This is a genomic window from Candidatus Eisenbacteria bacterium, assembly GCA_018831195.1.
Classification (GTDB): domain Bacteria; phylum Eisenbacteria; class RBG-16-71-46; order CAIMUX01; family JAHJDP01; genus JAHJDP01.
In genome coordinates this window covers 25,449-42,216 of sequence record JAHJDP010000046.1, presented here as the reverse complement: position 1 = coordinate 42,216, position 16,768 = coordinate 25,449, and the positions used below count along the sequence as shown (strand labels likewise).

Annotated in this window: 15 protein-coding genes; 9 read left to right on the top strand and 6 right to left on the bottom strand. The window is 59.6% G+C overall.

Annotated elements, in window-relative coordinates; genetic code table 11:
• The 8 genes from KJ970_09575 to KJ970_09540 all read left to right on the top strand — a co-directional run bounded on the left by KJ970_09575 (position 1) and on the right by KJ970_09540 (position 8,395).
• Positions 1 to 1,008 carry a sulfate ABC transporter substrate-binding protein gene (locus tag KJ970_09575; GenBank protein ID MBU2691168.1) on the top strand — a complete coding sequence of 336 codons (1,008 nt, stop codon included), beginning with the start codon at positions 1 to 3 and terminating at the stop codon, positions 1,006 to 1,008.
• Positions 1,005 to 1,877 carry a sulfate ABC transporter permease subunit CysT gene (gene cysT, locus KJ970_09570; protein MBU2691167.1) on the top strand — a complete coding sequence of 291 codons (873 nt, stop codon included), beginning with the start codon at positions 1,005 to 1,007 and terminating at the stop codon, positions 1,875 to 1,877. The genes KJ970_09575 and cysT overlap by 4 nt, the downstream gene beginning before the upstream one ends.
• Positions 1,878 to 1,884: 7 nt before the next feature.
• A complete protein-coding gene (gene cysW, locus KJ970_09565) occupies positions 1,885 to 2,745 on the top strand; it encodes a sulfate ABC transporter permease subunit CysW (protein ID MBU2691166.1) in 861 nt (286 codons plus the stop codon).
• Positions 2,742 to 4,859 (top strand): HAMP domain-containing protein, encoded by a 2,118-nt coding sequence (locus tag KJ970_09560; protein MBU2691165.1) that lies wholly within the window; start codon positions 2,742 to 2,744, stop codon positions 4,857 to 4,859. The genes cysW and KJ970_09560 overlap by 4 nt, the downstream gene beginning before the upstream one ends.
• On the top strand, positions 4,856 to 5,554 hold the full coding sequence (locus KJ970_09555) for a response regulator transcription factor (GenBank protein ID MBU2691164.1): 699 nt from the start codon (positions 4,856 to 4,858) through the stop codon (positions 5,552 to 5,554). The genes KJ970_09560 and KJ970_09555 overlap by 4 nt, the downstream gene beginning before the upstream one ends.
• Positions 5,555 to 5,703: 149 nt before the next feature.
• Positions 5,704 to 6,357 carry a RimK-like ATPgrasp N-terminal domain-containing protein gene (locus KJ970_09550; GenBank protein ID MBU2691163.1) on the top strand — a complete coding sequence of 218 codons (654 nt, stop codon included), beginning with the start codon at positions 5,704 to 5,706 and terminating at the stop codon, positions 6,355 to 6,357.
• The gene (locus tag KJ970_09545) at positions 6,345 to 7,223 is read left to right on the top strand and encodes a RimK family alpha-L-glutamate ligase (GenBank protein ID MBU2691162.1); all 879 of its coding nucleotides are present in this window, start codon (positions 6,345 to 6,347) and stop codon (positions 7,221 to 7,223) included. Before KJ970_09550 ends, KJ970_09545 begins: the two co-directional genes overlap by 13 nt.
• A 23-nt stretch (positions 7,224 to 7,246) precedes the next feature.
• On the top strand, positions 7,247 to 8,395 hold the full coding sequence (locus KJ970_09540; protein ID MBU2691161.1) for a peptidase C39 family protein: 1,149 nt from the start codon (positions 7,247 to 7,249) through the stop codon (positions 8,393 to 8,395).
• Here the strand turns inward: KJ970_09540 and KJ970_09535 are convergent.
• The 6 genes from KJ970_09535 to KJ970_09510 form a co-directional block, all read right to left on the bottom strand.
• Entirely contained in the window at positions 8,392 to 10,683 is a 2,292-nt protein-coding gene (locus KJ970_09535) for a carboxypeptidase-like regulatory domain-containing protein (GenBank protein MBU2691160.1), read from the bottom strand. The two genes, KJ970_09540 and KJ970_09535, sit on opposite strands and share 4 nt — an antisense overlap.
• Positions 10,684 to 10,983: 300 nt before the next feature.
• The gene (locus KJ970_09530; protein ID MBU2691159.1) at positions 10,984 to 11,166 is read right to left on the bottom strand and encodes a hypothetical protein; all 183 of its coding nucleotides are present in this window, start codon (positions 11,164 to 11,166) and stop codon (positions 10,984 to 10,986) included.
• An 83-nt stretch (positions 11,167 to 11,249) separates the two neighbouring features.
• Positions 11,250 to 11,519: an RNA-binding protein gene (locus tag KJ970_09525; GenBank protein ID MBU2691158.1), complete on the bottom strand. Its 270-nt coding sequence runs from the start codon at positions 11,517 to 11,519 to the stop codon at positions 11,250 to 11,252.
• Positions 11,520 to 11,790: 271 nt separating this feature from the next.
• On the bottom strand, positions 11,791 to 12,336 hold the full coding sequence (locus KJ970_09520) for a hypothetical protein (GenBank protein ID MBU2691157.1): 546 nt from the start codon (positions 12,334 to 12,336) through the stop codon (positions 11,791 to 11,793).
• A 315-nt stretch (positions 12,337 to 12,651) separates the two neighbouring features.
• Positions 12,652 to 12,933 carry a hypothetical protein gene (locus tag KJ970_09515; GenBank protein MBU2691156.1) on the bottom strand — a complete coding sequence of 94 codons (282 nt, stop codon included), beginning with the start codon at positions 12,931 to 12,933 and terminating at the stop codon, positions 12,652 to 12,654.
• Between the two features lie 208 nt (positions 12,934 to 13,141).
• Positions 13,142 to 14,638: a hypothetical protein gene (locus KJ970_09510; GenBank protein MBU2691155.1), complete on the bottom strand. Its 1,497-nt coding sequence runs from the start codon at positions 14,636 to 14,638 to the stop codon at positions 13,142 to 13,144.
• A gap of 350 nt (positions 14,639 to 14,988) precedes the next feature.
• On the opposite strand from KJ970_09510, the gene KJ970_09505 reads away from it, so the two are divergent.
• Positions 14,989 to 16,743 carry an ABC transporter ATP-binding protein/permease gene (locus KJ970_09505; protein MBU2691154.1) on the top strand — a complete coding sequence of 585 codons (1,755 nt, stop codon included), beginning with the start codon at positions 14,989 to 14,991 and terminating at the stop codon, positions 16,741 to 16,743.
• Positions 16,744 to 16,768 lie beyond the last annotated feature (25 nt).

Genomic DNA, 16,768 nt, shown 5'->3' with positions numbered 1-16,768 from the left:
ATGCAGCAGATCGGGGTGATCATTTTTGTATTGGCGCTGGTTGGGTCTTCTGCGGCGATCGCCGGAGACAAGGAGCTTGTTCTTCTCAACGTCTCTTACGACCCGACGCGCGAGCTGTACCAGGAGTTTAACGCGGCCTTCGCGGCCCATTGGCAGAAGGAGACCGGAAAGAGCATCCGCATTGATCAATCGCACGGCGGTTCCGGCAAGCAAGCCCGATCCGTCATTGACGGCCTGGAGGCCGACGTGATCACCCTGGCTCTCGCCTACGACATCGACGCCATCGCCCGCACCGGCCTGCTCGCCGCCGACTGGCAGGATCGCCTTCCTAACCGCAGCTGTCCCTACACCTCCACCATCGTCTTCCTAGTGCACAAGGGTAACCCGAAGCAGATCCGGGACTGGAACGATCTCGTTCGCCCCGGCGTGTCCGTGATCACACCGAACCCAAAGACATCGGGGGGCGCCCGCTGGAATTACCTGGCGGCCTGGGGATACGCGCTGCGCCAATCCGATGGAGACGAGACGGCGGCGAGGCAATTCGTGAGCCGGCTTTTCGCCAATGTTCCGATACTGGATACGGGAGCGCGCGGTTCCACCATCACCTTCGTCGAACGCGGGATCGGGGATGTCCTTCTGGCCTGGGAAAATGAGGCGATGCTGGCCATCCGGGGACGGCACGCGGATGACTTCGAAATCGTCGTCCCCTCGATTTCCATCCTGGCTGAACCCCCCGTCACCTTGGTCGACGCCGTCGTGAAGAGGCATGGAACGTATGACGCGGCCCTGGCCTACGTGCAGTATCTCTACTCTCCGGAAGGACAGAGGATTGCGGCCCGCCATTTTTATCGCCCCTGGCTGCCGGAGATCGCCCAAGAGTTTGCTTCCCAGTTTCCGCATGTGGAGATGCTCAACGTGGAGGTCGAATTCGGCGGATGGGCGCAAGCCCAGAAGCGGCATTTCGCCAACGGCGGCATCTTTGACGACATCTACGGAGTGGGCAAGTGAAGCAGCCCGGCTTAGAGCCCGGCCCGCCCCGGGAACCGGTTCGCAGGCACCGGCGTCGTTTGCTTCCCGGATTTGGCTTGAGCTTCGGCATCACGGTCTCGTATTTGTCCCTGCTGGTTCTGATTCCGCTCGCGTTTGTCTTCCTGCGGGCAGCGTCGATGGGGCCGGCGGCCTTCCTTGAAGCACTGACGGCCCCTCGCACACTGGCGGCCTATCGGCTGAGTTTTTTGGCGGCCCTGGCGGCCGCGGCCATCAATGCGGTTTTTGGATTCATCATCGCCTGGGTCCTGGAGCGATACCGCTTTCCGGGAAGGCGCCTGCTCGATGCACTCGTCGACCTGCCCTTCGCGCTGCCAACCGCTGTCGCCGGCATCGTCCTCACCGCCCTCTTTGCACGGGACGGATGGATTGGCAGGTTCCTCGAGGCAGCCGGGATCCATGCTGTCTACACCCCGCTCGGGGTGACTTTGGCCCTTATCTTCATCGGGCTGCCCTTTGTGGTGCGATCTGTGCAACCCGTGCTTCATGATCTTGATCCGACGCTGGAGGAGGCGGCGGCGAGCATGGGAGCGAAGCAGTGGTTCACCTTCCGGCGCGTGATCCTGCCCGAGCTGCTCCCGTCACTCTTCACGGGATTCACACTCGCCCTGGCGCGCGGGCTGGGAGAGTATGGATCGGTGATCTTCATCGCCGGCAATATCCCGATGCGATCGGAAATCACACCCCTCCTCATCGTGATCCAGCTTGAGCAGTACGACTACGCGGCCGCCACAGCTATCGCCTCGGTTTTCCTGGTGGCCTCCTTCGGCCTGCTGCTGGCCATCAATCTGTTGTCGCGGCAGGCGCGAAGAGCGATGCAAAGTGCCTGAGGTGAACATGAAGCTGACCCGTCACATCGTCGTCGAGCGGCACAGCCTTCCAGGGCTGGGTGAGCCACCCCTCGTGCGGCGCCTCTTGGTCAGCGCGGCCGTCGCCTTTCTTGGAATGTTTCTCGTTTTGCCGCTGATCCTCGTCTTCAGCAAGGCCTTTTCAGAGGGAGCGTCGGCCTACGCCGCCGCGCTGGCGGATCCGATGACCCTAGCAGCGGTGCGGCTCACCCTGCTGGCGGCCGTGGTCGCCGTTCCCCTCAATCTCGTCTTCGGCGTGGCCGCCGCGTGGCTGCTGACCCGGTTCACATTTCGCGGGCGGCAGCTCCTCTTAACAATGATCGATGTGCCCTTCAGCGTGTCGCCGGTCGTTGCCGGGCTCAGTTTCGTGCTCCTGTTCGGCGCCCAGGGTCCTCTGGCGCCATGGCTCACCAAAATGGGAATCCGCATCCTCTTCGCTCCGCCGGGAGTGATCTTGGCCACCCTCTTTGTGACGGTGCCCTTTGTTGCGCGTGAGTTGATTCCAATCCTGGAATCGCGGGGAACACAGGAAGAACAGGCCGCGCTCACGCTTGGGGCCGGTGGCTGGCGGACCTTCTTCCAAGTAAGCTTGCCTCCCATGCGCTGGGGACTTCTTTACGGTTGCATATTGTGCAATGCTCGGGCCATGGGTGAGTTCGGGGCGGTATCCGTCGTATCAGGGCACATTCGCGGGAGAACCAACACTCTGCCGCTCCATGTCGAGGTCCTCTACAATGAATACCAGTTTGCGGCGGCGTTCGCGGTGGCTACCATCCTCACGGCCCTGGCCCTGACAACCCTGATCCTGAAAGCGATGTTGGAGCGGTACTCGCGACGGGGGACACGATGAGCTCAGCCAGAAACTCCGTCCGGCGTCGCCTCGGACTTGGCAGTGTCCTCATCCTGGTCAACGTCGGGCTGGTGGCGGGAGCCGTACTGGTCGTGACCGCGGGCGGGAGCCAGGTTCTGCGCCGGCTCGCCGACGAGCAGGCGCTGAGCCGGGTCGAGACCGCGGGCGGGAGCGCTCTCCGGGCGGTGGAGTATGCGGAGATCGACGTCCTCACCTCAACGCGCCTGCTGGCCCAACGGCCCACTCTGCTGCAGTTGTATCACTCCTCTGACCGGAAAGGTCTCGTCGCCTTCTTGAGCCAGTTCGGCGAAACGGGCAACCTGGCGGGATGCGCCCTGGTGGACAGCTCCGGCATCGTGGCGAGCGCCGGCGCGGCGCTCGACTGGAACGCAATCCTTCTGGCGGCGGGCTCGAAGGAACAAGTCCTGTTGCAGCCCGAACCGCATCAGCCGCTCATCGCCGGCGCGGTGATTCCGGTTCGTGACGGCGATAACGCCGCAGCCGCCGTGGCCGCACGATGGCTCGACGAAGAGTTCGCGCAGATCGTGGCGGCGCAGGTCGGAGTGGAGATCGCGATCATACCGCGCGATGTCATGCCGTCCGGTTTGCGGAATGTGGCATGCCAGCGCGCCCTGGCCACGGGAAATTCCACCCAACAGTACATCGCCGACGAGGACGCCTACCTGGCTATCCTGCCGCTGCACTCCCCATCCGGCAACATCCCAGGGGTGGTCGCGGCCCATCTGTCGGCCCGGGGCGTCGCCGCCTCCATCCGTACCCTGGCGCGATCGCTCTTTCTCCTCGCTTTGTTTGTGGCGCTGCTGGCGGCGGCCGTCAGCGTTCTGGTGGGACGGCGGCTGGCGCGGCCGCTGCGTGTTCTGACGGCGGCCGCGGCTCGCATCGGACGCGGTGACCTCGAAACGCCGATCCAGCGGGAGGCTGGAGCCGAGATCGGGACCCTGAGCGGTACCATGGAAGAAATGCGTCATCGCCTCGTGGCGCTCACGGCGGAACTCCGCCAGCGGCGCGCCGAGGCGGAAGCGGTTCTGGGGGGCATCGTCGAGGGAGTCTTCACCGTCGATCGCGAGCGCAAGATCCGCTATGTGAACCCGCAGGGAGCCGAGCTTATGGGTCTCCGCCCGGAAGATATTATCGGCCGGTTCTGCGGTGACGTGCTTGATCCCGAACCGATCGATGGCAAACGCCCCTGCACAGATCGTTGTCCGATCGTACACGCACGCTTCCGCGGCACGGTCCGCGCTACCGAGCATCTGTGGCTGAGGCGCGGCGAGCGGCAACAGACCGTGGTGATCACCAGCGCCATGCCCTCCCCGGCGGGAGCGGATCCCTCCGAGGTTCTCCAGTTTCAGATGATCCGCGATGAAACCGAGGTGGAGGTGACCCGGCGCCTGCGCGATACGGTGCTGGCCAACATCTCGCACGAGTTTCGGACGCCTCTCTCCGCCCAACTCGCCTCCATCGAGCTGCTTCGCGACCGCATCGCTCGTGAGCCGGGCGCGAATTTGGAACCCCTGGTGCGCTCGCTCGAACAGGGTACTCTACGGCTGACCTGGCTGATCGACAATCTGCTGGAGAGCGTGCGGATCGACGCCGGCCAGAAGGCCATCCGGCGTCAGAGCGTCACCCTCGACACCGTGGTGGAGGACGCTCTGTCGATGACGGCGCCGCTGATCACACAGCGCGGGCAAATTCTGGAATCGGAGCTGCCCTTCCCCCTGCCGCCGATCATGGGCGATCCGCCTCGATTGGTTCAGGTCTTTGTGAACCTGCTCGCCAACGCGAGCAAGTTCGCACCGGCCGATTCCAAGATTCGGATTGGCGGGCGTGTGCACGCCGATCAGATCCAACTCTGGATCGATGACGAGGGCACCGGATTCCCGCATGGCGACGGGGATATGGTCTTCGAGCGCTTCGTGCGCTCTTCCGGTTCGGAACCGGAGGAGAGCGGGATTGGTCTCGGTCTGTGGATTGTGAAATCCATCGTGACGCGCCATGGCGGGCGCGTCACCGTCGAGCCGACGCCCGGCGCCGCTTCGGGCTCGCGCTTCTCTGTTTATCTCCCCATCAGCGACACGCCCACGGTCGAGCCATGAAGATCCTCGTTGTCGATGATGATATGACGTTGCGCGGATTGATCGCGTATGCCCTCCGCCAAGAGGGGTACCTCGCACTCGAGGCTTCGGACGGAATTATGGCGCTGAAGATGATGGACGAGGAGGCGCCCGATTTGATCATCCTGGACTTGAACATGCCGAAAATGAGTGGATTCGACGTCATTCGGAAAATCCGGGAGGATGAATCGACCACGCCCATCCTCGTGCTCTCCGTGCGATCGGACGAATCCGATCAGATCCGGGGACTCGATTTGGGCGCCGATGATTACCTGACCAAGCCGTTCAGCCCTCGCACCCTGGTCGCCCGCGTGGGGGCGCTGCTGCGCCGGGCGGGGCGGGAGCGTCCGGGGGCGCTGCAATCGGGAGAGATCGAACTTGATATCGAATCGCAATCGGTTCGGGTGTCCGGTGGAAACCCCGTGCATCTCACACATTTGGAGAGTCGCCTGCTGCATCTCCTCGTGGCGAACGCGGAGCGGCCGCTGAGCGCGGAGCGCATCACGGGACATGTCTGGGGGTACTCCGGCCAGGGGGACCGCCAGCTTCTTAAACAGCTCGTCCGCCGGCTGCGGCAGAAGGTCGAGAGCGACCCCGCGCAGCCTCGCTACATCATCACGGCGCCCGGAATCGGTTACATCCTTCGCGGGAAAGGGGGAGATCCCCCGCCGTCTTAAGCGATCCCCAATCTTGAACGAGCTTGCCGGTGGTTCAAAGTTTATGATACATCTCACCCACATGGATCGTAAGCTGGGCTGGCGGATGCCGGATGACCGCCACCGCCGGATGACCGCGCGCGGTCATCTCGTCAAGAAGTGAGGCAAGCATGTCATCGAAGATCTTTTCCGCCGCGGCCTTCCTCAAGAGCGCCAAGGCGGCTGATTTTATCGCCCGGCACCCGTCGGGGAACGGCCTGCTCAATATGGCGGGCGCCTATGATTACCTCGAGGCGCCCTATTATGTATCGCAAGATCACGAGCTTGAAGGCCGCACCGTCCATCCCACCTGCCGAGAAATCCTGGATGCCTATGTCACACCGCTCCTCTTGGAAAAGGCGAAATTAGCCGGTGTGCCGACCCCCGAGTTCTACATTACCAACGGTTACTTCGAACCACCCGTGGTGATTGATCCCATCAACCCCTTCATGAGCCGCAGCCGTACGGTCATGAAACACGGCCGCGAAGAGTCCATCGCCAGGTCCATGACGCGCAACTTCACCTACGCCATCTGCTGCCAGGATATCCCCCCCGGCGGGCAGGTTCGGCGTTTCCGCTCTGTTTTGGGATGGAGTTCATCCCCGCGCTTCCGGTCCATCTCGCGTATCGTATGGGAGCTGTTTCACATTCCCCTTGCAACGGTTCGCGTCATTGTCACAGCCGAAGCGGGAATTCTTTTAAGCGATGTTTCCCAGTTGGAATTGACCAAACTCACCGAACAGGAATTAACTCACCTGGATGGGCGGATAAAATGGGGAATCTAGGTCTTTATGTAGAACGATCCACCATCTCGAATTCACATGAGATGGGATCCCTGATGCGATTTGCCCAGGTCGCCCAGCGCCTGGGGCACCGGACGGATTTCCTGTTCCGGCCCGATATGTACAAGATCCCCGATTGCAACGCCCTCTTTATCCGGGCCGCCACGGATCCGCTCAATTCGGCCTATGTGGCGGCTCGCACGGCGCAGATGCACAACATCCCGGTCCTTGATGATCCCGATTCCATCTACATCTGTTGTGACAAGGTAAATATGTATCATCATCTTCGACGGGCCGGCGTGTCCATGCCGGAGACGGAATTCGTCTCCGAGGCGGAAGTGACGGCCGTGCATGGCAAAGATCTCTTCGAACGCTTGGGAAATCCCCTGGTGCTCAAAGCGCCTCACAGCAGTTTCTCCCTTTACGTCGAGCGCGCCAAGACGGTGGAGGAATACCTGTCGATCGGCAAGCGCTTCATGCGCCGCGCCGACCGCATCATCGCCCAGCGCTTCGTACCCTCGCAGTTCGATTGGCGTGTCGGCATCCTCGGCAACCGGCCGCTCTATGTCTGCCAGTACACAATCCCCAAGAAGCGTTGGAAAATTCTGACCTATATGCCCACCGGGCCGGCCATTCAGGGACCCGTTAAGTCGATGAGCCTGGCGGAGGCTGATCCGCACCTGCTGGAGCGGGCCTTACAAGCGGCCGCCGCTATCGGGGAAGGACTCTATGGTGTGGATCTAAAGCAAGTGGGCGATGATTACATCGTTATTGAAGTCAATGACAATCCCACGATTATCGCCGGTGACGAGGACAAGAAGGCGCCGGATGTCTATGAGAAGATCATCCGTTTCTTGATGGAATCCTAGTGTGCTCCCCGCAAAACAGCCTGATGATACGATTGGCTTCACAGCGGGATCTGGATATCTTGGTGCGTTTGGAACACCTGGGTTTTACGACCGATCGTTTCAATCGCCATCAGATAGAGTACCTGCTCACCCGTTCCCATGGGACTCTTCTGGTAGCAGAGGATGGCCATGGTGTTGTGGGCGCGGCTTACCTGCTATGGCGCAAGACACAACGCAGCGGGCGTTTGTACAACTTGGTTGTGGATCCAAGCCGCCAGGGGCAGGGTTTGGGCAAACGGCTTCTTGAAGAATGTGAATGGGAAGCCGCTTGGCATCATTGTGCTGAACTCTCGCTCGAAGTCCGGCAGGACAACCGCCGGGCGGTGGAATTCTACGGGCAGCACGGCTACCGCTTGAGCGAGAAACTCAACGATTACTACGAAGACGGCGCCACCGGTCTGCGCATGTTTAAGACCCTCGATAAAGCCGTAGCGTCCGAGCTGCGCCTGCCCATCCCTTATCACTCACAAACGCTGGATTTTACGTGCGGGCCGGCATGTTTGATGATGGCGTTGAAGTATTTCCACCCGGATGTTCCATTGACGCGCGCATTGGAACTGAACCTATGGAAGGAAGCCACGCTGGTCTTCATGACATCCGGGATCGGCGGCACAGGCCCCTTCGGCCTGGCTCTGGCGGCTCAGCGCCGCGGACACACCACGCGGGTTTTACAATCAAAGGACCAGACGCCGTTTTTCCTCTCTGTCCGCAACGAGTACAAGCGTTCCGTCATTCGCCTTGTCCACGAAGATCTGCGCCAAAAGGCCCTGAGGAGCGGGGTGTCGATGGCTTATTACGATTTCCCCCATGCGGATATCATCAGCGCCGTGTACCGCGGCATGGTCCCGGTGGTATTGGTCAGCACCTATCGCTTGACGGGTGATCGCGCTCCACACTGGCTTGTGATGACCGGTTTCGATAAAGGATCCGTCACCTTTCATGATCCCGATGTGGCGAGTTACGGCGGCGATGCGGACCGCGCCCAGAATATCCGCGTGGAGCGGGGTGAATTTGATCGCATGCGGCAATACGGCAAGGAACGTTATAAAAGCGCCATCCTGATAGGCCCTCCTGTTCTGCCCTCCGCCGTGGCGCCAGACGGCGGCGATCATCCCAGAGTTTCACCTTGCTAGCGGTTGTTGTTCTTGAGGCTGAATCCGATCCATCCCGGCATGGTGCTTCCGGTCCAGCGAAAGGCCGTCGCCGTAATCGTGAGCACGGTTGATTGATAATATTTTTCCACGAATGAGATACCCACCACCGCCGGCGCAATTTCCTCCCGGTGGAGATCGAAATTGGCGAACCAACTGCCCGGGGTTTGCGTGTCGATCCAGGAGAGGGGGATCCCCTCAATAACCATGTCACTCTCCCGCGTATGGGTCAGATCTCCCTGGAATCTTTGCCACTCGTCCATATGGCATTCCAGTCGGGTCAGGGTCCTGCCATCATTACTGAAGGTCGCGCTGCAGATAATCTCTTCGCCGCTGACGGTATCAAAATAGGCACTGGAATCGGCGTAGACCCATGTCAACTCGTTGCCGGACCAGGACGCTTCATGCACCCTCTGATATCCAGTGGTGAAGAGGTCAACTTCCATACCTCCGTTATCCAGATCGAATTCACCATTGCAGCTGATGGCTCCGATCCAGGTCATTTGTTTCAACTTGTCCAGTACCGAATCCTGGAGTGTGAGCGCGCCGATGGAGATCTTTTGACTCGTCTTAAGGTTCGGATCAACCGTGAAGGCAAATTCCTGGGTGGTCGATCCGGTGGTGACCCTGATCCAATGTGTTCCCGGGAAGATACGGGGCAGTGTAAATTTTCCGTCACTGCCGGTTGTAACCGGCTGGAGCGGCGCCATGTACTCGCGGTTTCCGCTGCTTGTCGTTTTGCAGACCGCTTGCACCTGGGCCCCCGGCACGGGATGCGCATTTTGATCGAGGACGAACCCATCGCCATGATACGACCAGCCGCTGCGCTCCATGATCGCCGGCAGGAGATCCTGCTTGCCGCTTTGGGCCAGGTAGTTTCTGATTGCCGGCAGCAGTTCATTGACGCTGGTCGGCTTGCTGCCGAAGAGCACACCCAGAAGATCGGCATGGCCCGCGGCGACGACGGGTATATCTTCAGTTGCTCCGGAAAGACCTTTGATAGTGCTGCTGCCGGTGTGAAGGCGCGCCAGAAGACAGGTTGCGTAACCCTCCAGCGCCGGCAAATCGAAGACTTCGGGAGATTTCACAAAGAGGACGTGCGGTTCCTCAACATCGAGAGACCTGAGAATATTGCCATTCATTAAATAGTCCACATACATGGCATATTCCTCCAGCATCGGCCGGGAGGCGTGCTCATCCCCAATATCATGCGTCGCGAGCAACTGGCTGTCTGAAAACTGCTCAAAGGGATCGTCACCAAAAAAAACGTGGGTGAAATAGTGCCCGACCTCGTGCGCTATTGTCGCTTCGGTCGCCATTTTCGGACCTTGGTATACATAACTCAGCATCGGATAGAGCCGCCGGTAATAGCCGGCGACATAGGTTGTGTGGTAATGGAACGCCGAGTAGGCGCTGATATCATCTGTCGGAAGGACCGCCCACCCTCTCATTGCCAACCGGCCGGATGTCTCTGTCGTCGCATGGGACTGGAGATTCGCCGGAAGAAAATGGATCAAATCCCGGATTGTCCACCGGGTGATGAGCTTGAAATTTCCCAAGATCATCCAATCCGGATCGTCGCGATTGATGATATGGCGGACGAAGTAATAGGAATGGATCGGCCGCTGGTATTTCGAGCCCGGTTCGGAAGGAAGTCTGCCGCCCCAAGGGTCTTCCAAGGCGGCGGGAAGTAAACCGGCTTTCCCTTCTGGGCGTCCCGGGCGCACAAGTGGGAAAACCGCGGGATTCGAAGTGCTATCCTCCGGCATCACCGGCCACCAAAGGTCCGCGTCGCCTTCCCCATCCGCAGGGCTGACATCGGGAAATCCGTAGACCCAGAGGAGCGGTACCTCGTTGGTTCCATACGCCTGATGCCATTCGAGCTCTTCATCGCCTGTGTATTCGACCCAGAATCCTTCTCCTCCCATGGGAGGCTCCAGAGCAGCATCAACAATCCTCGCCACCGAGAGAGATCCATCTCCACCTTCTGGAAAAACAAAAGAACCGCTGGAGATCGAGTCTGTGACGGCCATCCCCGGTCCCACGGCCACCGGATAGACCGCAACGGGGCCGGTCGTGAATCCGTCATGCGGAGTTTCAACCGGAACCAACCGCTCCCTATCGGAACAGGATTGAAGAAGCGCCCCGAATAAAGTTATACAAAGAACAGCCGCGGCCTTTCCGACACCTCCCCGTAAAAAAGCGTCGGCGCTGTCAGAGAAGGAAGATTTGGACCGGATGGATTGGTGGAATGCGAATGGACATCTCATGGCTGCTTTCCTTCGAAAAAAGATGCCTCAATGAACCGAAAACGCCGGGAGGGATTCCTGCCGGAATATAGAGAACGCCCGCCCGGATGACCTCACCTCCCGCCCGCAATGCCGGGCGGATGAGACGAAGAGAACCAATCAAGGCAAGCGCTATCTGCCTATATTCTCGCCCTTCCCCCTTCCCAATGACAAGAGGGAAAAATGAAGGAACACGGGCGCCCCGAATCGGACGCTTCGTCTCCAAGCCGGATGAGCTGTCGCCGGTCTTCGCCCCACGGGGCCGCCACGGCGCGCCGACTCTTATCTTTTACTTTCGAATTCCATATCAGAGATTTCGGTGTCAATATCAGTGGTTTCGGAATCAATAGATCCGTCTTCGCTCACTTTCTTTGCAAGCTTTCGCACCCGTTTATCCTCAGCCTTTTTCTCTTTCTTCTGCTCTTTTGATCGCTTGTCGAAACTATAATTATTGCGCCGTCCCATGATCCTCCCGAAATGGATGATAAAGCGGAATACCCGCCGAGGGTGAGCCACTGGCCCTCCCCTCGACGGGTACAATGTTTCGGTTACCAGCGGCTCTGCTGGGGCCGATTTTCGCGTGGTTTGGCTTCGTTGACTTTGAGATTCCGACCCCCGAGCTCACGCTCGTTGAGGGCGCTTATTGCGGCGCTTGCTCCATCGCCCATCTCGACGAACCCAAATCCCCGTGGCCGTCCTGTATCACGATCCGTGATCAGTTTGACGGTTTCCACGCTTCCGTGTTGGGAAAACAGCTCGCGGAGACTCTCTTCCGTAGCGCTGAACGGCAAATTACCGACATAGATCTTCTGTGTCATTTTTCCTCATTCTGCATTCACCTTCCGGTAAACGCATATATTTACTCTAACTTTAGGGAAAATCGTTGAGAACTGAACTCTGGAAGGGAAGGTGGAAGCCGTCTCTTCAGGAAAGAAATCATCGAGTCGCCCGGGTGGGAAAATCCCATCCCAGGGCATTATAGCTGCACTTCCTGATAAAGTTCCAGAAAAAGATCAAAAACCGGCTTGGGGGGGGGCTTGCTATCCGGGCGGACGGCCCTTCCCGCCATCAAACCAGCCTTCTCAATGATCAACGCAAGAGCGTCATCCGGGTCTGGCGCACAGAGTTGCCGCTCTGGAGGCGGCAAATGTAGAGGCCGCTTGCCACGGGTACGCCGCGAGCGTTCGTTCCATCCCAATTGACCACGCATTCACCGGGCGGCGGGGTGACGCGATACCAGCGTGAAGGTGTTGGGTCATGTAAAGTGCACTCATCGTCGGAAACCTGGATCTCGCCGTCAAAGGCGAGCCAGGCGCACGTATCGGGGGATTCGTAGACGGTCCTCTCCAGATCGGCGGCATGAAAGCGGATGGTAACCTCCGCAGGATCGTCAAGCAGGTTGAACAATACATCCTCTGACCACCTCACAAGGCGGTAGGGTGAGGAAACATTCATAAGAAGATGCGCGTAGGGAGGGATCTCGTAGTCCAGGTACTGAGATGGATTGCCGCTGAGGACGTCCTCGGCCGCGCACACGATATTGTACGCCTCACGCGCAGAGACATAGTGCAAGCGATAGTTAACGCCGTCGTTGGAGGAAGAGCAGTAGATCGCCCCAAGGTTCGCAACCGGCACAAGCCAATTGGATATTCTCGGGCTTTCCGTACGATCTCCGGTCGGCGTCGTCCTGCGCGTGGAAGAGAGTGTTCCTTACGCTTGGATTCATCGTGCCCCAGGCTGGAAACTTGAAGTCCGCGTAACATCCAAGCCGCTTCAAAAGCGTGAGTTCGGTATTGACGCCACAATCTGTGGGTGGATCCCCACGTGAATTGTCCAGCGCCCACATGCCGTGGATGAAAGCAAAAGCCGTGGCGGGTTGGGATGCTGCCGTCAGAGCGATTCCGTAAGGCTGCAGACCCCCAATATACTCAGACATGCCGGTCACGAAGCTCAGTACATTCTCTTCCGGTGATCCCTGTTCACCGTGATGGACATGCAGGTCGATTTCGCCGAACCCATCAAAACATAGCTCCAGCAGAGGCCGCAGCTGCCTTTCGTCCGGTGGGCTCCAGGGTTACCGAGGGCGCCATTACGCTGGAACCATGTATGTCGAAGCGGCCGCCCATCGGAGTCTCGATGGCGATCAGCGAAAGGGCGGTAGTTGTCAACCCAGAACTGGACCCGGTCAGGATTCCCGTTGAGGTTCGGTTCCCAGTGGTCAACGAACAACACAATGATCTCCCTCGGCTGGCCAACCACCTTGCTGCCGGAGGCGATAACCAGAGCAGCACACATAGCATCAACAATCTCAGTTGTTGCATGATGCAGCTCCTCCCGCGCTCTTCAGAACCAATCCCTTGCACTCGCCATCATGGCCCACTCTCGTGGATGACGCGTCCGGCGCGGCGGAGATTCCCGCCGTACCGGACGCCTCCACCCTCTAAAAAATGTGCACGTTGTCGCCGGCGTTGCCGGTGAAGCTGTTCGAGCCCTCAAGCGTCGCGGGGTCGGGGTATTCACCACCGCCCAGCGAAATACCATAGCCGGCGCTGTGGTTGATCTCGCAGTCCGTGATCGAGGGCAGCGCGTCCTCGATCGCGATACTCTCGAGCGCACCAACAACGCCGCCGCCGTACTCGATCACGCAATGCTTGAGGCGGCACTGCGCGTCGACCGAGGCGCCGCTGATATAAATATGCCGCCAATCGCCCGGTTGCGGGTTGGCTTGCTCGCTGGTGAAGGTGATCGGATTGGCGACCGTACCCTCGGCAATCAGACCGGCGGAGATCGTGTACCCGACATGCAGGTACGCGTCGAGACCGAACTGGATCACCGTGCCGGGTTCAATCGTCACCACCGCGGTCCCCGTCTGGCTGCCGATGCCCACACCATGGCCTTCCGGCACGCGATAGGGCACGCCGTGATGGCGCCAGGTACCGCTCGTTTCAACGATCCCATAGTACACGGTGATGGCGTTCTTGCCGGCCGCGTTACCGGTGAAGCTGTTACCGGCGCCCAGTTCGCGCACATATTCCGGTTCTACCTCGAGCGGGTAGTCGGCGCAGCCGGTGATGGTGTTGTTCGTGAACGCCGCCATGTGGGATCCCTGCTGGGAAAAGGCGATCCCCTTGCCGGCGCTGTGCTGGATCGTCGAGTGGTCCATCTTCACGACCGCGCCGAAATCGAGGAGGAGCGCCTGCTCTCCGTCGCGGCCGGCATACTCGATCGTGCAGTAGCTGAAGCGCGTAGTGGGGAGGGTGGCGTCGTGGAAAGTGAAGCCGAACCAATCACCGGGCGCCGCCGGGGATTCGTTCGAAGTGAAGAGGATCGTCGAATCAGGCTTGCCCACAGCAATCAGGGCGCCGTCACCCGCGCCACCCCAGCCACAGACGAAGCCCTTATCCGCCTCGATGCGCACGATGCAGCCGGGCTGGATGGTGAGGGTGGCGCCGTTCTCGATGCCGATCGACTCGGTCACGATGTGCGGATTGCAGCAGGCGCGCCATGTCTCGTTGGCGTCAATGTTTTGGGCATGGTAAGTCGGACCGGTCGGGCAGGGGCAGATCGTGACCATCACCGAGGCATCGGCGCCGTTACCCGAGGTGTCGAGCGCCCGGGCGCGCAGCGTGTGCGCGCTGCCGTTCGCGAGGCCGGTCGCGTCCCAAGTGTACACATAGATATTCGCCGCTCCGCTGGCGTCCTCCCCGATCTTCGATCCGTCAACGTAGAATTCGACCTTTGCGATCTCTTCGTTGTCGGTCGCCTGGGCGCTGATAATCACGTTACCGGCCGGGACGGTGGCGCCGGTGACCGGCTGGAGGATGGTCACTGCGGGGTCGGTTGTGTCGACTGTCGGCTGCGTTCCGCTGTCGCCGTCACCGCAGGAGACGAGGCAGATGGCAGCAAGCATGCTGGTAAAAATGAGTTTCCTGGACACAGATTGATCTCCTTCACTTTGGGTCAAACTCGGGGCCTTTCGTATAGGTCACGCTGGCGGGGCTCAGAGTCGTCATCCGGACGCCAGACGGAAACATTGGGGATGCTACGCCGCGTCGACACCCGGGACAATAGCCAAATGATGGGTTGGGTCAAGAAGGGGCGCACCATAGGAGCCACAACCGGCAGAAATTTTTACCGTCGCCGGGAGGGTTTGACCTTACCGCCACAATGTGGACAGAATAACTTGAAGGGACAGCGGCGGCCGCCGGATCGGTGGACGCTACAACGGCGTCGTGCGGCCGATCCTGGCTGCGCTGCCATGGGCTCTTCAGCGGGCGCGCTTCTTTTATGAAACATGTATGCAGCCTTCTCCGCTTCGTGCAGCCCTACTGGAAGCGCAGCCTGATCTCCCTGGTCTTGCTGATTGCCGTCATCTTCATCGATCTGGCGATTCCACGCCTTATACAAAAGATCATCGATCACGGCATCATCGCGAAAAACATGCAAGTGGTCCTCTCCACGACGCTGGTGATGCTCGGCATCTCGGTCGTCCAGACCTTCTTCGCCATCGGCAACAACATCCTGTCGGTGCAGGTGGGCGAGAGTGTGGCGCGCGACTTGCGTGAGGCGGTTTTCTTAAAGATCCAATCGTTTTCTTTCGGCAATCTCGATCGCATGAACACCGGTCAGTTGATGGTGCGCCTATCCAGTGATACGACCGTGTTCCAGCGGCTGGTGCAGGTCTTTCTCCGCATCGGCACGCGGGCTCCCCTGCTGATGATCGGCAGTCTCATCCTCATGTTCAACACCGATAGCCGCCTGGCACTGATGATGCTGCCCATCCTAGCCGCTGTCACTGTGGTGATTGCGTTCTTCGTCGCAAAGATGGAACCGCTGTTCCGAAACGTTCAGCAGAAAATGGACCGGCTGAATACGGTCCTGCAGGAGAACATCGCCGGCGTGCGGCTCGTCAAGGCGTTTGTACGCGCCGACCATGAAGGCGAACGCTTCGAGGTTTCCAATGAGGGATACACTCAGTTCTCCATCAGGGTGATGCAATTCATGTCCACGCTGTCCCCGGCTATGAGTATCTTCGTCAATCTGGGGATCGTGGCGGTCATCTGGCGGGGCGGGATACAGGCCATCGACGATAGCATCACCGTCGGGCAGTTGGTGGCTTTCATCAACTACCTGCAGAACACGCTCGGACCACTGACCATCATGGTCATGCTGGCAAACGTCACGGCGGCGGGAACGGCCTCGGCTGAAAGAATCAACGAGGTCCTCACGACGGTTCCAGAGGTTAAGGATACAACACAGCCGTTGGCGCTGCCGGACATCTCCAATCCCCGCATCATTTTTGAGAATGTCAGCTTCCGATACAGCGGTTCCTCCGAGAAAGAAGTGCTGCAGGGAATCAACCTCGTGGCCGAACCGGGTCAGATTGTCGCCATTCTCGGCGCGACCGGGTCGGGCAAGTCGTCATTGGTCAACCTTGTTCCGCGCTTCTACGAAGTCGCTTCCGGCAGGATCACGCTCAATGGCGTAGATATCCGTCAGATCCAACAGAAGACACTGGTGGAGCAAATCGGCATCGTCCCGCAGGAGACGATTCTTTTCTCCGGCACGGTGCGCGACAACATCGCCTATGGACGCCCGAAGGCGAGCGAGGCGGATGTCGTGGCCGCCGCCGAGGCGGCGCAAGCGCACGATTTCATCCGCAAGTTGCCGCAAGGCTACGATACGCATATTGAGGAACGTGGCGTCAATCTTTCAGGCGGACAGAAGCAGCGCATCGCCATTGCCCGCGCCTTGCTGACGCGCCCTTCCATCCTGATTTTAGATGACGCCACCAGCGCGGTCGATGTGGCGACCGAGACGAAGATCCAAGAGGCCCTCAAATCATGGATGCACGGCCGGACCTCGTTTATGGTCGCCCAGCGCATCAGCACCGTACTGAACGCGGACAAGATCATTGTGATCGACAGCGGGCATATCGCCGCCGAAGGCACGCATGAACAATTGATGCGATCCAGCCCGATCTATCAGGAGATCTATGCATCCCAGCTGGGGACGGGACCCCAAGCAGAGATGGCGGATTAGGTATGGCCGAACGCACAGAAAATTC

Bases quoted from the DNA above. Each gene is read 5' to 3' on its own strand.
- KJ970_09530 (MBU2691159.1), bottom strand. From the start codon at position 11,166: ATGGGACGGCGCAATAATTATAGTTTCGACAAGCGATCAAAAGAGCAG.
- KJ970_09545 (MBU2691162.1), top strand. From the start codon at position 6,345: ATGGGGAATCTAGGTCTTTATGTAGAACGATCCACCATCTCGAATTCA.
- KJ970_09505 (MBU2691154.1), top strand. From the start codon at position 14,989: ATGAAACATGTATGCAGCCTTCTCCGCTTCGTGCAGCCCTACTGGAAG.
- KJ970_09540 (MBU2691161.1), top strand. From the start codon at position 7,247: ATGATACGATTGGCTTCACAGCGGGATCTGGATATCTTGGTGCGTTTG.
- KJ970_09550 (MBU2691163.1), top strand. From the start codon at position 5,704: ATGTCATCGAAGATCTTTTCCGCCGCGGCCTTCCTCAAGAGCGCCAAG.
- KJ970_09560 (MBU2691165.1), top strand. From the start codon at position 2,742: ATGAGCTCAGCCAGAAACTCCGTCCGGCGTCGCCTCGGACTTGGCAGT.
- KJ970_09535 (MBU2691160.1), bottom strand. From the start codon at position 10,683: ATGAGATGTCCATTCGCATTCCACCAATCCATCCGGTCCAAATCTTCC.
- cysW (MBU2691166.1), top strand. From the start codon at position 1,885: ATGAAGCTGACCCGTCACATCGTCGTCGAGCGGCACAGCCTTCCAGGG.
- KJ970_09575 (MBU2691168.1), top strand. From the start codon at position 1: ATGCAGCAGATCGGGGTGATCATTTTTGTATTGGCGCTGGTTGGGTCT.
- KJ970_09555 (MBU2691164.1), top strand. From the start codon at position 4,856: ATGAAGATCCTCGTTGTCGATGATGATATGACGTTGCGCGGATTGATC.
- KJ970_09525 (MBU2691158.1), bottom strand. From the start codon at position 11,519: ATGACACAGAAGATCTATGTCGGTAATTTGCCGTTCAGCGCTACGGAA.